We start from the raw sequence: 14,280 nt of genomic DNA on the forward strand, positions 1-14,280 counted from the left end.
TATAATTTAAACATGAAAAAATTGATATTGATAATAATATCAATAGTTATAACTCTTCCTCTTATTTCATGCGCAATTGGAAAAGAAGAACTCGTTTCTGTTCCATCTCTTGTTGGTCTTAAATTAAGAGACGCAGAAAAAATTGCTGAAGAAAAAGGATTACTTGTAAAAGTTGTTAAATCTGATTTTGCCAAAGATTATCCAATAGATTATATTATTTCCCAAGATCCTGGACCATATGTATTAGTTAAAAAGGGTAGAATTATAAATGTTGTCATAAGTAGTGGACCTCCAAAAGTTCTTGTTCCAGATTTTATTGGAATGAACTTCAAAGATGCTCAGGAATTGATTTATCAAAATAAGTTACAACTTGGAAACATTGAAGAAATTTCTGTTCCAAATGTTGAGGTTGGAATCATTCTTGATCAATCACCTTCACCAAAAACATATGTTGAAGAAGGAACAAGAATTGATTTAAAAATTTCAAAAGGAACTTTATACCAAATACCTTCTTTAATTGGTTTATCAATTGAAGAAGCAAAGAGTGTAATTGTAACAAGTGGATTTAGTGTTGGAAAAATAATAAAAAAGAGTAATCCTGCATATCCATCAAATGTAATTTGGGATCAAGATCCCGCACCATTAACTTATGGTAGTAAAGATACAATTATTGATCTATATGTTAATCCATGAAAATTGCTCCTTCTATTCTTGCAGCAAATTTTAAAAACCTTGAAGAAGAGATAAAATTAATTGAAGAATTTGGAGATATTGTACATCTTGATATAATGGATGGACATTTTGTTCCAAACATATCTTTTGGTTTTCCAATTGTAAAAACAGTAAGAGAATTAACAAAATTACCTCTTGATGCTCATCTTATGATTGAAAAACCAGAAAATTATATTGATAAATTCATAGAATTTGGAGTAAATATGATTTCTGTTCATATAGAAAATAATTATCATATAAATAGAATAATAAATAATATTAAAAATAAAGGAGTTCTTGCAGGGGTTGCAATAAATCCAGGGACTTCAATCTTTTCTCTTGATTCAATTTTAAAAGATATTGATTTTTTATTAATTATGACTGTTAATCCTGGATTTTCTGGACAAAAATTTATTGAAAGTTCTATTGAAAAAATTAAAAAAATTGTTAACATAAAAAATGAAATGGGCTTAAGTTTCCAAATAGAAGTTGATGGTGGATTAAATTATGAGATTGCTTTAAAATTAAAAGAGATAGGCGTTGATATTGTAGTTTTTGGAGATTATTTTTTTAAAAATAAAAAGGAAAATTTATATATTTTAAGGAATTTGATATGAAAAACGAAAAATTAATTATTGATCTGCCAAAAGAGTTGGCAGATGCAATCGAAAAGAAAGCAAAAAGAGAGAAAAAGAAAAAAGAAGATCTTATAAAAGAATTAATAGCATTTTACCTTGCACTTGAAGATAGGAAAACAAGAATAAAAAAAGAAATGATAAAAGGATACAAAGAATCTTCTGAAACAAGTTTATTTTTTTCAAGAGAGTTTTTTGAGATAGAGCAAGAGTTATTTAGAGATATACTTAAACATATTAAATAATGAAAAGAGAGCAAATAAGAAGAGGAGAGATCTATCTTGTTGATCTCTCATCTTCTACTGGCTCAGAACAAAGTGGTTTGAGACCAGTTTTAATAATTCAAAATGATATTGGAAATAAATATTCTCCAACGGTTATTGTAGCAGCAATTACATCTAAAGAAATTGAAGAAGCATATCCAATTGTGATAAAAGTTAATGAAAAAGAAGGTGGACTAGATAAACCAAGTTATATTCTTTTAAATCAAATAAGAACAATTGATAAAAAAAGATTAAGAAAAAGATTGGGAAAACTAAAAAAAGAGACAATGGAGAAGGTTGATATTGCACTAAAAATTTCGTTAGGGTTGATAAAAATTTAATTTCATGATATTTATTAATATATAATTTTTATGATTTATGTTTTTGGAAGTATTAATTTTGATTTGACTATTTTTGTAGATAGATTTCCTGAAATTGGAGAAACAATAAAAGGTGATTCAATTTTTCTAACTTTAGGGGGAAAGGGTGCAAACCAAGCAATTTCAGTTAAAAAATTAAATGGAGATGTTTTATTTATTGGAAAATTGGGCGATGACTATTTTGGAAAATATTTACTAAACACATTAAACTTTTTTGGATTAAAATATGAAATAAAAATTGAAAAAGGAGTAAATTCTGGAATCGCAATTATAAATGTTGATAAAAATGGAAAAAATAAAATTGTAATTTATGAAGGAGCAAATGGAAAGGTGGGAGATGATGAGTTAATTTTACTTAAAGATAAAATAAAAAAAGATGATATTTTACTTCTTCAAGGTGAAATTCCTATAAAAACAATACATATGAGTGCAAAAATTGCAAAAGAAAATGGAACAATAGTAATTTTTGATCCTGCTCCTGCAAAGAAAGATTTTCTAGAAATAATTCCATATGTTGATTATTTAACTCCAAATGAGAGTGAGCTTGAGATTTTAACTGAAAACATTAACAATTTTGAAGATAAAATTGAATTTTTATTGAGCAAAGGGGTAAATTCAATAATTGCAAAACTTGGAGAAAGGGGTTGTTATTACAAAGATAAAAGTGGATTAGAATATAAAGTTCCTGCATATAAAGTCAATGCAATTGATACAACTGCAGCAGGAGATATTTTTAATGGTGCATTTGCAGTAGCAATTCAAAAAAATTGTGATATTTTTTACTCCTTAAAATTTGCAAATGCAGCAGCAGCAATTTCTGTTACAAGAAAAGGGGCAAGTGTATCTTGTCCTGAATATAATGAAGTAATTAAGTTTATGGAGGAGTATGATGAGAAAAGTAATAATTGATACTGATGCTGGAATTGATGATGCTATAGCAATTATGATTGCTTTATCTTTTGAAGAAAATTTAGTGATAAAAGGAATCACAACTGTTTCTGGGAATACATATGTTGATCAAGTAACAAAAAATGTTTTAAGAATTCTTGACTATTTTGGAAGAGACAATATTAAAGTTTATAAAGGAGCAAGCAAACCACTTTTGCACAAATTTGAAAGAGGTGCAAAAGTTCATGGAAATGATGGTCTTGGTGATATTGATCTTGAGTATTCTTTAAGAAAAGAGGAAGAAATTTCAGCACCTTATGCTATTTATAAAATTGCAAAAGAAGAAGGTAAAATTGATTTAATTACTCTAGGTCCACTAACAAATCTTTCTATTGCATTAAATCTTTATCCAGATTTAAAAAATTATATAAATTGCATTTACTCAATGGGTGGTGCAATTGAAAGAGGAAATATAACTCGCTTTGCTGAATTCAATTTCTATTTTGATCCAGAAGCAGTTCAAAGTGTAATTGAATCAAAAGTTAAGATGACAATTGTTCCATGGGATCCTATAATTAAAAATGTCTTTTTCGAAGAAGAACTCAAAAGAGTTATTGATGAAAAAAGTTATGCTGGTAAATTATTTTTTCAATTAATAAATTATCCAATTTCTTATTTTGAAAGACATATAGGCATAAGAGGTGTATCTCTTCCAGATCCAATTTCAATCTCTTGTTACATTGATGAGAGTGTTATTAAACAAAAAAGAAAAACAAACCTCCAAATGGAACTTAATAATACTGCTTTAAGAGGGGCATCAATTCTTTTAGAAGGAGAAGATTTAGAAGTTGTTTTGGATTTTGACAGAGAAAAATTCTTAAAGATTTTGGGGAAGATTAATTCTTTAAAAAGGAGGTGAGAGACTTTAAAAAATTTATGTTTTTTAAAAACAATTTTTAGGAGGTAGTTATGAAAAAATTAATAGCGATTATTTTAGTTAGTGCTTTAATTTTCAGTGTCATTACACTATCTGGTTGTAAGAAAAAAGAGGAAAAACCACCAGAGAAAAAATTAAAAGTTGTTCTTTACATTAACGGAACTCTTGGAGATAAATCATTCTTTGATTCTGCAAATAGAGGAATTGAGATGGCAATTAAAGAACTTGGAATTGAAGGTAAAACAATTGAGGGTGGATATGATCCAGCAAGATGGGAACCAGATATTGAACAACTTTGTCAGGGTGATTGGGATATAATAATTGCTGGAACTTGGCAACTTCAAGAGATTCTTGAAAAATTGGCACCAAAATATCCAAATAAAAGATTTTTCACTTATGATACATCAGTTGATTATTCAAAAGGAAATCTTGGTAATGTTTATTCAATACTTTATAAACAAAATGAAGCATCATTTTTAGTTGGTGCTCTTGCTGCTCTTATTACAACATCAAATATGCCACTTGCAAATCCTCAAAAAATAATTGGATTTTTAGGTGGAATGGATATTCCAGTTATAAATGATTTTAAAGTTGGATACATTCAAGGCGCAAAATATATTGATCCTGAAATCCAAGTTCTTGTTTCATATGCTGGTTCATTTTCAGATCCAGCAAAAGGAAAGGAGTTAGTGCTTGCACAATACAATCAAGGTGCAGATATTGCATTTAATGTTGCAGGTGAAACTGGTTTAGGTCTTCTTGATGCTGCAAAAGAGATGAAAAAATACGCTATTGGCGTTGATTCAGATCAATATCTTATGATTAAAGATAGTGATCCAGAGAAAGCATCATATATTGTAACTTCAATGATGAAAAATGTTGATTTATCAATTTATAGAGGAATAAAATTACACCTTGAAGGAAAATGTCCATATGGTCAAGCAGAAGCACTTGGTCTTAAAGAAGGTGGAGTTGGTGTTGCTGATAATGAAAATTATAGAAAACTTGTTCCAGAAGAGTTTAGAAATAAAATAAAAGAACTTGAACAGAAAATAATTAAAGGTGAAATCGTTGTAGATACAGCATTTGGAAAGTAAAAAATTAAATTTAAGGGGAGGCAAATATGCCTCCCCTTCTTAAATTTGGAGGTTAAATGGCAACAATTCTTTCAGTTAGAAATATAGTAAAGGTTTATCCAAATGGAGTTGTTGCAAATAAAGGAGTTTCACTTGATATAGAAGAAGGAACAATTCATGCAATAGTTGGTGAAAATGGCGCTGGAAAAACAACTTTAATGAAAATAATTTTTGGAATTGAGGAGCCACAAGAAGGTAAAATTTTATACAAAGGTAAAGAGATCAAAATAAAAAATCCATATGATGCAATTAAAATTGGTATTGGAATGGTTCATCAACATTTTATGTTAGCACCTGACCTTACTGTTTATGAAAATTTACTTTTAGGAATAGAACCAAGAAAAGGATTGTTTCTTGATTCCAAAAAGGCAATCGAAACAACCAAAAAAGCATCAGAAGAATTTGGTCTGCCTGTTCCTTTTGATAAAAAAATAAAAGATCTTCCAATTGGTTTAAGACAAAGAGTTGAAATTTTAAAGGCTCTAATAAGAAATGCAGAACTTCTGATTTTAGATGAACCAACATCAGTTTTAACTCCCCAAGAGACAGAAGTTTTATTTGCAACTTTAAGAAACTTAAAAAAATCAGGAAAAACAATTATTTTCATATCTCATAAATTAAAAGAAGTTTTAGAAATTGCAGATAAAATTACAGTTATGAGAGATGGTAAAATAGTTGCTACAAAAGATGCAAAAGATATGACTGAACATGAAATTGCTTATCTTATGGTTGGGAGAGAAATCTCTTTTGAAAGAATTCCTCCATGCGAAAAAGAAGGTGAGGTAATTTTTGAAGTAAAAGATATAACTTATATAAATGAAGAAAATATAAAAGTTTTAAATGGTATTTCATTTCAGTTAAAAACTCATGAAATTTTAGGTCTTGCTGGAATTGAAGGAAATGGTCAAACAGAACTTGTTGAGATTTTAACAGGGTTAAGAAGACCAACTTCTGGTAAAATTTTTCATAAAGGTAAAGATATAACAAATTTAATTCCAAGGAAAATTAGAGAAAGCGGAATCTCTCATATTCCTGAAGATAGAATGAGAGATGGAGTTGCAGATAAAGCAACAATTGAAGAAAATGTTATTGTTGATAGATATTATAAAAATCTCTTTTCTGGAAGAGTTTTATTAAAAGAAAAGGAGATTGAAAATTATACAAATGAACTTATAAAAAAATTCAATATAGTAACTATTTCATCAAAAAATCCTGTTAATTCTTTATCTGGTGGAAACATACAAAAAGTTGTTGTTGCAAGAGAACTTTCTTCAAATCCAACAGTTATAATTGCAGATCAACCAACCAGAGGAATTGATGTTGGTTCAGAAGAGTTAGTGCATAATCTTCTTAAAGAGGCAAGGGATAATGGTGCTGCAATTTTTCTTGTATCTGCAGATTTAGATGAAATACTTAAACTTTCAACAAGAATTTTAGTAATTTACAATGGTGAAATTGTAAAAGAATTCAAAAATTATGAAGGATTAACTGGTAAAGATCTTGGTCCATATATGCTTGGTATAAAAAGGGAGTAAAGCATGGAGAGATTTATTCTTAAGTATTTTAATCTTATAAGAACAATAATTGCATTTTTGATTGGAGCATTTATCTGTGTTTTAATAATATTTATTTATAGCAAAGACCCATCAAACGGTTTAAGATATTTCTTTTTAGGTCCTTTTAGTTCAATTGGTAGATTAGGAAATGTTATTGAGATGGCATCACCCATAATCTTATGCGGACTTGCAATTGCAATTCCATTTCAAGCAGAACAATTTAATATAGGTGCAGAAGGTGCTCTCTTTATTTCTGCAGCAGTTGCAACTGGTTTTGGTGTCTCAACAAATTTTCCCAAATTTATACATATTCCTTTAATGCTTTTAGTTGCAGGAGGAGTTGGTGCTTTTTGGGGTTTTATTCCTGGAATTCTTAAAGCAAAATGGAAAGCAAGTGAACTTGTTATAACTCTTATGATGAATTATGTTGCTCTTTATCTCAGTTTATATATAATAAATTTTCATTTTAGAGATAAAAAGGCTGGATTTCTTGTTTCATATCAACTTCCAAAAACTGCATGGTTTGATCAATTTATAAAAAATACAAGAATTCATTATGGAGTTTTATTAACAATAGTTTTTATAATTCTTGTTTATATACTTTTATATAAAACAAAACTTGGTTATGAAATTAGAATGACTGGTTTTAACATAAATTTTGCAAAATATGGAGGAATTAATACATTTAAGATAATTTTAATAACTCAAATTATTGGTGGTTTTATTGCTGGAATTGCTGGAATAAGTGAAGTTATGGGAATTCATAGAAGATTTAACTGGCAAGGAACACCAGGATATGGTTGGGATGGAGTTGTCGTTGCAATTATTGGAAGAAATCATCCTATATTAATTGCATTTGCGTCAATTTTTATTGCATATTTAAGGGTGAGTGGTCAAGTTTTAAATTTACTTACTGATATTCCAGCAGAAATAGTTACTGTTCTTGAATCTATAATTATTCTTCTTATAACAGCAGAAGCATTTTTAACTCAATGGAAGTATAGAATAACAGTAAGAGAGGCAGAAAAGAGGGAGGTAAAAATTGAGTCCGCTTCTTAAAAGTATATTAAGTCCATCATTTGGTTTTGCAATTTTAAGAGTTATGACTCCAATTCTATTTGCAGCAATTGGTGTTGCAATAACTGCCCTTTCTGGTGCAATTAATATTTCAATGGAAGGAACAATGCTTATTGCCGCATTCTTTGGAGTAATTGTAAGTGCTTTTACTCAAAATCTTCTCCTTTCATTTATAGCAGGTGTTCTTGCTGGAATTGGCCTTGCATGTATTCTTGCATATTTTCACCTTAAACTAAAAGCAGACATTATTCTTGCTGCAATTGCTTTAAATATGTTTTCTTCTGGTATTACTATATTTCTTCTTTATATTTTTGCAAAAGATAAAGGAACTTCAAGTTCACTTAAAAGTTTAGTTTTTCCATCTATCCAAATTCCCATAATAAAAGATATTCCAATATTAGGACAAATTTTTAGTGGTCATAATATTCTTACATATCTTGCTTTGATCTCAGTTATAATCTTTTACATTATAACTTTTAAAACTCCTCTTGGATTAAGAATTAGAGCAGTTGGACAAAATCCTGATGCTGCAAGTTCAGTTGGTGTTAATGTAAATAAAATTAGGTTTTATGCACTTGTTTTATCTGGAATCTTTGGAGCACTTGGAGGTCTCTATCTTTCAATGGGATATGTTAGTTGGTTTGCGAGAGATATGACTGCTGGAAGAGGTTTTATTGCAATAGCAGCATCAAATTTAGGAGCCCATTTACCTTTTGGTGTTTTTCTTGCTTCTCTTCTTTTTGGTATTTTAAACACAATTGCAATTTATCTTGCATCTCTTCAAATTCCATCTGAATTTATTCAAATGATTCCTTATATTGCAACAGTAATTACATTAACGATATATTCAATTCAGGCAGCAAGAAAAAGAAAGGAGAGATAATGAAAAAAATAATTCTTGATTGCGATCCAGGACATGATGACATGATAGCAATTATGCTTGCTTCATCAAGAAAAGAAATTGAAATTATTGGTATAACAACAGTTGCAGGAAATCAAACTGGAGATAAAACTTTTCAAAATGCTTTAAAAACATTAACATTAATTAACAGAAAAGATATAAAAGTTGCAAAAGGTTTTGATAAACCAATTTTAAGAGAACTTATAACTGCACCAAAAATTCATGGCATTTCAGGTCTTGATGGAGCAAATTTACCAGAACCTGAAATAGAACCTCTTAAAATTCATGCAGTTGATTTTATAATTGATACTCTTTTAAATTCAAATGAAAAAATTTATATTGTTCCAACCGGACCTTTAACAAATATTGCGATTTCCTTAATAAAAGAGCCAAAAATAAAAGAAAAAATTGAAAAAATAGTTTTAATGGGAGGTGCAATTTTTGATTCAAACATAACTCCTGCAGCAGAATTTAATATTTATGTTGATCCAGAAGCTGCAAAAATTGTTTTTAATTCAGGTATTCCGATAGTTATGGTTGGTCTTGATGTAACAAACAAAGCACTATTAACTTTTGATGATATAGAGAAAATAGAGAAAATGAATGGAAAAATTTCAAGTGTTGTTGGTCCGCTTTTAAGATTTTTCGCAAATGCAAATAAAGAGTTTTTTGGATTTAATGGTGCTCCAATTCATGATGCATTAACAATTTCTTATCTTATAGATGAGACAACTCTTACACTAAAAGAGTATTTTGTCGATATTGAAATTCAAGGAGAATTAACAAGAGGAAGAACTATAGTTGATGTATATGGAGTTTTAAAGAGAAAACCAAATGCATTTGTTGCAATAGATTTAGATTTAATTAAGTTTAAAAATATGATTTTTGAGATGATTGAGTTTTTAGATAAAAGTTAAAATTTGGAGGAATAAATGTTAATTAAAAATACAACAATAATAGATTTTAAAGATTTAAAAATAGAAAAAAATAAAGATATTTTAATTGATGGAAATAAAATTAAAAAAATTGGTGAAAATTTAGAAGGAGATGAAATTATTGATGGAAGTAACTTTTATACTCTGCCTGGTCTTGTAAATTGTCATTCACATGTTGCAATGACTTTAATAAGAGGATCTGCAGAGGATGTAAATTCAACAGATTGGTTTAATAAATACATTTGGATTTATGAAAAAAATTTAAGACCCCATTTTGTGTATTTTGGAACTCTTCTTGGTGCTGCAGAAATGCTTTTATCAGGAGTAACAACTGTTTTTGATCATTACTTTTATATGGATGAAGCGTATAAAGCATATGAAGAGGCTGGAATTAGAGCAGACCTTGCATGGGCTCTTTTTGGTGTTGGAGAAAATGAAGAAGAAAATTTTAAAAAGGCAATGGATTTCATTGAAAAATATAATGGGTTATCAGATAGATTAACAATTTCTCTTGGGCCACATTCTCCATATGTTTGCCCAGAAGATTTTTTAAAAAAGTTTTCAATGCTTTCTAAAGTTTATGAATTAAAAATTCATATTCATGCATCAGAAATGGAGTGGCAAGTTGAAAAAAGTATAAAAGAAAAGGGAAAAACGCCAATAAAACATCTTTATGATATTGGTCTTATTAAGGAAAATACTCTCATTGCACATGCATATAGGGCAAGAGATGAAGATTTAAAAATTATAAAAGACACGAATGCATTTATAGCACATGCACCTAAAACATTTATGAAATTTGGAGATCTTTCAGACATTTTATTTAGAATTCTAAAAGAGAAAGTAAGATGTGGTTTTGCAACCGATGGGGTTGTTTCTAATAACACTCTTTCTATTTTTGAAGCAGGAAGGTTAGCAGCACTAAATGCTAAAATTTCAAAATCTAATCCAGAAATCGCAAGAATAGAAGAATTAATGCCACTTTTCTCTTCAGGTGGCTCTCTTTTAACTCATTTAAAAATTGGAGAAATAAAAGAAGATTATGTTGCAGATTTAATTCTTATTAACAAAAATTCTCCCTCATTAAATCCAGAAATAAACATTTTTGCAAATCTTCTCTATTCAATATCTGAGAGAGACATTGATACTGTAATAGTTGATGGTAAAGTTGTTGTTAAAAATGGAAAATTATTAACAATTGATATTCCATACTTAATCAAAGAAATAAATAAAATAAAAGATATTATGCTTATTAGAAGTGATAAACCTATGCAAAAATTTGGAGAGTGAATTTTATGAGTGAAGCACATATTAAATGTGAAAAAGAAGATATATCAGAAAAAATTATTCTAGTCGGAAATCCAGATAGAGCAAAAAGAATAAATTTTGAATTTTTTAGTAATGGAAAACTTGTTAATGAATATAGATCACTTTTAGTTTATACTGGATTTTATAAAGATGATAGAATAACAGTTGCAACAACTGGAATGGGTTCTCCATCTGCTGCAATTGTTCTTGAAGAATTAATTAAACTTGGAGGAAAAATTTTTATTAGAGTTGGAAGTGCTGGTGGATTAAATCCAAAGATTCAAACTGGAGATATTGTTATTGCAACAAGTTCAATTAGAGATGATGGAACTTCAATTAAATATTTACCTCTTGGATTTCCAGCAGTTCCAGATTTTGATTTAACATCAATTTTAATTAAAAAGGCGAAAGAGAATTTTGATAGAATTTTTTATGGAATAGTACTCTCATCAGATGGTTTTTATGAAGGTTATGATAAAGAGATAATAAAAAAATATGTTGAATCAAATGTTCAAGCAGTTGAAATGGAAAGTGGAGTTGTCTTTATTGTTTCACAAAGGAGAAGAGTTAAGGCTGGCGCAATTTTTGTTATTGATGGAAATATTACTCTTGGTAAGATGAAAGAGAAGGGCAAAGAAAAAGAATTTAGTATGGGTGAATATATTGCGTCAAAAATTGCACTCGAAACACTTTCAGAATATAAAGTTATTTGGAAATAAATGAAATGTTTGACATAAGGAGTTATAAAAATGAAGATTTTAGAGAAAAAACGAAAAATAACAGGGTCTATATTTAACAAGAATTATGTTTAGAAAGTATCAATGTTTAAGAGTTATAGATGCCTCTATTATTATCAAAAATAGTCTAATATTTTTTAAAACATAAAATTTTTCTTTAATATTCATTATTCATCATATTGATTTATTTACTCTTTTGGATATTAAAAGCAAGAATTAAAGAATTAGTTTTAATTTATAAAAAATATAGGGAAAGGGTTTAGAGCAAATAATATAAGAAAATTGTAAAATAAAACAAAAGGATTCCTTTTTAGTATGAAAAATGTCTGATTCAGCGTGATGAAAGAAGATAGTAAAAAAGATAAAAATGAGGATACAAATTTATATTCTGATAATTTTATTAAAAAGTGCTTTGAATTCTATTGATTATGACTGATAGGGCTTGACATACAAATTCGATTGGATTATTATTAAGTCCAAAGTTTTAGGTATAGTAAGTTATTTCTCAAAAAGGAGGTAATAAATGTTATTACAAAATCAAGATATAAATTTGATCACAATTTGTTCAAATATGAATTTAATCACTATTTATAAACCAAAATGTCTTCAATCTTTTGCTTTTTTACAAAATAAATATAAGTTTGTCAAAAAATTACTACAATTTAAAGGAGGAATCAATGAACCAATCTCAAAATAAACATAAAAATCACCACAATATGCATATGACTCATAAATACATACACTCCAAAACAGATACCCCAAAAAATCATTCAATAAGACATACAGATCACACAGGACACGAGCAGATGTTCCGTAAACGTTTCTGGATATGTTTAGTTCTTAGTGTACCAGTTGTAATTTTCAGTCCTATACCCCAACGCTTATTAGGCTTTAAAATACCAACCTTCCCATGGAGTGAGTGGATTCCTTTCTTATTTTCACTTGTCATTTTCAGTTATGGTGGTATACCTTTCCTTCAAATGTCCATACCTGAATTACGACATCGCAGACCAGGTATGATGACACTGATTTCTTTAGCAATCTCCATTGCTTTTGTTTATAGTATTCTGGCACAAATTACCAATCTTGGAGAGGGATTCTTTTGGGAACTAGTTACATTAATTGATGTAATGCTTCTTGGTCACTGGCTTGAAATGCGTTCTGTACGTCAAGCCTCTGGTGCTTTAAACGAACTTGCTAAATTAATGCCAGATACTGCTGAACGTATTTTACCAGATGGAAGTGTTGAAATTGTTTCTACTTCTGCTTTACACATCGGAGATCTTGTATTGGTACGCCCAGGCACAAGCATACCTGCTGATGGCGAAGTAGTTGATGGTGAGTCAAATGTTAATGAAGCGATGATCACTGGGGAATCTCGTCCTGTTAGTAAATTACCTGGATCAAAAGTTATTGCTGGAACAATTAATGGAGATGGTAGTTTGCGTATTCGCGTTACCGCTATTGGTGATCAAACTGCACTAGCAGGTATTATGCGTCTTGTAAAACAAGCGCAAATGTCTAAGTCTCCAACTCAAGTGCTCGCTGATCGTGCAGCAGGTTGGCTATTTTACATTGCCTTGATTGTAGCTGCTATTACTGCCATTGGATGGACCATAACTGTTGGTTTCAATGTTGAAGTTCTTATGCGTGTTGTTACAGTATTGGTTATTGCTTGTCCACACGCACTTGGTTTGGCTGTTCCATTGGTTGTTGCTATAACAACAGCACTTGGAGCTAAAAATGGAATTTTAGTTCGTGATCGATTGGCATTAGAAACCGCTCGTGATATAGATATAGTAGTTTTTGACAAAACTGGAACTCTAACCGAAGGTAAATTTGGTGTGGTAGGCATTGCAGTAAATAAGGGCTGGAATGAAAATGATGCATTAGCCCTTGCTGCAGCTATTGAAGGTGACTCGGAACATCTTATTGCCCAAGCAATACGGAAGGCAGCACAAGATCGTGGACTTACATTACCTTCTGTTAGTGAGTTCACTGCCTTGAAAGGGCGTGGTGTACGAGCCTTTTTCAATAATAAATCTGTTTATGTGGGTGGTCCACGCATGTTAGAAATGTTAGATTTACATCCGCCAGACTATTTTAAAACTTTTATCCAAACTGCAGGGGAGAAAGCGCAATCAGTAGTTTATTTAATTGTTGATAAACAAGTAGTTGCTGCATTCGCTGTAGCAGATGTTATACGCCCTGAAAGCAAAGAAGCTGTTCGTCGATTACATGAAATGGGTATTGAGGTTGCAATGTTAACAGGTGATAGTCAAGAAGTAGCACAGGCTGTTGCTGCTGAATTGGGTATTGATTATGTCTTTGCTCAAGTTCTCCCAGAACATAAAGTTCAGATAGTGGCTGATTTACAAACTAAAGGAAAACGTGTTGCTGTAGTTGGCGATGGAGTAAATGATGCACCAGCCCTAACCAAAGCGGATGTTGGAATTGCAATTGGCAGTGGTACAGATGTTGCAATCGAATCTGCTGGAGTAATTCTGGTTAAAAGTAATCCATTAGATGTGGTTAAGGTAATTGCTCTAAGTCGAGCTAGTTACCATAAGATGATCCAAAATCTATGGTGGGCTGCTGGCTACAACATTATTGCTCTACCACTTGCAGCAGGTGTTCTCGCTCGTTGGGGTATTTTGTTTTCTCCAGCCATTGGAGCACTCTTTATGTCACTTAGCACAATTATTGTTGCCATAAATGCTCAATTGTTACGTAGTGAGCGTCTATCAATACTAACACCCACTAAGTGATTACTACTATCGTTCAAATGAACAATGAAAATAGCCTTAATGTACATA

At 30.1% G+C, this 14,280-nt stretch carries 14 protein-coding genes; all 14 read left to right on the forward strand.

Going from position 1 to position 14,280, the window contains the following annotated elements; translation table 11 throughout:
• Nucleotides 1-12: 12 nt before the first annotated feature.
• The 14 genes from QMD25_05365 (at nucleotide 13) to QMD25_05430 (ending at nucleotide 14,232) form a co-directional block, all read left to right on the forward strand.
• Nucleotides 13-693 (forward strand): PASTA domain-containing protein, encoded by a 681-nt coding sequence (locus tag QMD25_05365; GenBank protein MDI6861424.1) that lies wholly within the window; start codon nucleotides 13-15, stop codon nucleotides 691-693.
• Entirely contained in the window at nucleotides 690-1,328 is a 639-nt protein-coding gene (gene rpe, locus QMD25_05370) for a ribulose-phosphate 3-epimerase (GenBank protein MDI6861425.1), read from the forward strand. Before QMD25_05365 ends, rpe begins: the two co-directional genes overlap by 4 nt.
• Entirely contained in the window at nucleotides 1,325-1,591 is a 267-nt protein-coding gene (locus tag QMD25_05375) for a ribbon-helix-helix protein, CopG family (protein ID MDI6861426.1), read from the forward strand. Before rpe ends, QMD25_05375 begins: the two co-directional genes overlap by 4 nt.
• A complete protein-coding gene (locus tag QMD25_05380) occupies nucleotides 1,591-1,950 on the forward strand; it encodes a type II toxin-antitoxin system PemK/MazF family toxin (protein ID MDI6861427.1) in 360 nt (119 codons plus the stop codon). The genes QMD25_05375 and QMD25_05380 overlap by 1 nt, the downstream gene beginning before the upstream one ends.
• 30 nt (nucleotides 1,951-1,980) lie before the next feature.
• The gene (gene rbsK / locus QMD25_05385) at nucleotides 1,981-2,898 is read left to right on the forward strand and encodes a ribokinase (protein ID MDI6861428.1); all 918 of its coding nucleotides are present in this window, start codon (nucleotides 1,981-1,983) and stop codon (nucleotides 2,896-2,898) included.
• Nucleotides 2,879-3,796: a nucleoside hydrolase gene (locus QMD25_05390; protein MDI6861429.1), complete on the forward strand. Its 918-nt coding sequence runs from the start codon at nucleotides 2,879-2,881 to the stop codon at nucleotides 3,794-3,796. The genes rbsK and QMD25_05390 overlap by 20 nt, the downstream gene beginning before the upstream one ends.
• 50 nt (nucleotides 3,797-3,846) lie before the next feature.
• Nucleotides 3,847-4,911, forward strand: a complete 1,065-nt coding sequence (locus QMD25_05395; protein MDI6861430.1) for a BMP family ABC transporter substrate-binding protein — start codon at nucleotides 3,847-3,849, stop codon at nucleotides 4,909-4,911.
• A 56-nt stretch (nucleotides 4,912-4,967) separates the two neighbouring features.
• On the forward strand, nucleotides 4,968-6,485 hold the full coding sequence (locus QMD25_05400; protein MDI6861431.1) for an ABC transporter ATP-binding protein: 1,518 nt from the start codon (nucleotides 4,968-4,970) through the stop codon (nucleotides 6,483-6,485).
• 3 nt (nucleotides 6,486-6,488) lie between these two features.
• Nucleotides 6,489-7,565, forward strand: coding sequence for an ABC transporter permease (locus QMD25_05405; GenBank protein ID MDI6861432.1), 1,077 nt, complete (start codon nucleotides 6,489-6,491; stop codon nucleotides 7,563-7,565).
• Nucleotides 7,549-8,466: an ABC transporter permease gene (locus QMD25_05410; protein ID MDI6861433.1), complete on the forward strand. Its 918-nt coding sequence runs from the start codon at nucleotides 7,549-7,551 to the stop codon at nucleotides 8,464-8,466. Before QMD25_05405 ends, QMD25_05410 begins: the two co-directional genes overlap by 17 nt.
• Nucleotides 8,466-9,401, forward strand: coding sequence for a nucleoside hydrolase (locus QMD25_05415; protein MDI6861434.1), 936 nt, complete (start codon nucleotides 8,466-8,468; stop codon nucleotides 9,399-9,401). The genes QMD25_05410 and QMD25_05415 overlap by 1 nt, the downstream gene beginning before the upstream one ends.
• Nucleotides 9,402-9,416: 15 nt before the next feature.
• Nucleotides 9,417-10,709, forward strand: a complete 1,293-nt coding sequence (locus QMD25_05420) for an amidohydrolase (protein MDI6861435.1) — start codon at nucleotides 9,417-9,419, stop codon at nucleotides 10,707-10,709.
• 5 nt (nucleotides 10,710-10,714) lie between these two features.
• Nucleotides 10,715-11,446 (forward strand): nucleoside phosphorylase, encoded by a 732-nt coding sequence (locus QMD25_05425; GenBank protein MDI6861436.1) that lies wholly within the window; start codon nucleotides 10,715-10,717, stop codon nucleotides 11,444-11,446.
• 824 nt (nucleotides 11,447-12,270) lie between these two features.
• Nucleotides 12,271-14,232: a heavy metal translocating P-type ATPase gene (locus QMD25_05430; protein ID MDI6861437.1), complete on the forward strand. Its 1,962-nt coding sequence runs from the start codon at nucleotides 12,271-12,273 to the stop codon at nucleotides 14,230-14,232.
• Nucleotides 14,233-14,280: the final 48 nt, after the last annotated feature.

The sequence above is a fragment of the Caldisericia bacterium genome, from assembly GCA_030018355.1.
Taxonomy (GTDB): Bacteria; Caldisericota; Caldisericia; order B22-G15; family B22-G15; genus JAAYUH01.

What these genes read in the sequence shown, in the direction of transcription:
- rbsK (MDI6861428.1), top strand. Translation starts at nt 1,981, where the DNA reads ATGATTTATGTTTTTGGAAGTATTAATTTTGATTTGACTATTTTTGTA.
- QMD25_05430 (MDI6861437.1), top strand. Translation starts at nt 12,271, where the DNA reads ATGTTCCGTAAACGTTTCTGGATATGTTTAGTTCTTAGTGTACCAGTT.
- QMD25_05395 (MDI6861430.1), top strand. Translation starts at nt 3,847, where the DNA reads ATGAAAAAATTAATAGCGATTATTTTAGTTAGTGCTTTAATTTTCAGT.
- QMD25_05365 (MDI6861424.1), top strand. Translation starts at nt 13, where the DNA reads ATGAAAAAATTGATATTGATAATAATATCAATAGTTATAACTCTTCCT.
- QMD25_05405 (MDI6861432.1), top strand. Translation starts at nt 6,489, where the DNA reads ATGGAGAGATTTATTCTTAAGTATTTTAATCTTATAAGAACAATAATT.
- QMD25_05415 (MDI6861434.1), top strand. Translation starts at nt 8,466, where the DNA reads ATGAAAAAAATAATTCTTGATTGCGATCCAGGACATGATGACATGATA.
- QMD25_05375 (MDI6861426.1), top strand. Translation starts at nt 1,325, where the DNA reads ATGAAAAACGAAAAATTAATTATTGATCTGCCAAAAGAGTTGGCAGAT.
- QMD25_05380 (MDI6861427.1), top strand. Translation starts at nt 1,591, where the DNA reads ATGAAAAGAGAGCAAATAAGAAGAGGAGAGATCTATCTTGTTGATCTC.
- QMD25_05420 (MDI6861435.1), top strand. Translation starts at nt 9,417, where the DNA reads ATGTTAATTAAAAATACAACAATAATAGATTTTAAAGATTTAAAAATA.
- QMD25_05390 (MDI6861429.1), top strand. Translation starts at nt 2,879, where the DNA reads ATGAGAAAAGTAATAATTGATACTGATGCTGGAATTGATGATGCTATA.
- QMD25_05425 (MDI6861436.1), top strand. Translation starts at nt 10,715, where the DNA reads ATGAGTGAAGCACATATTAAATGTGAAAAAGAAGATATATCAGAAAAA.
- rpe (MDI6861425.1), top strand. Translation starts at nt 690, where the DNA reads ATGAAAATTGCTCCTTCTATTCTTGCAGCAAATTTTAAAAACCTTGAA.
- QMD25_05400 (MDI6861431.1), top strand. Translation starts at nt 4,968, where the DNA reads ATGGCAACAATTCTTTCAGTTAGAAATATAGTAAAGGTTTATCCAAAT.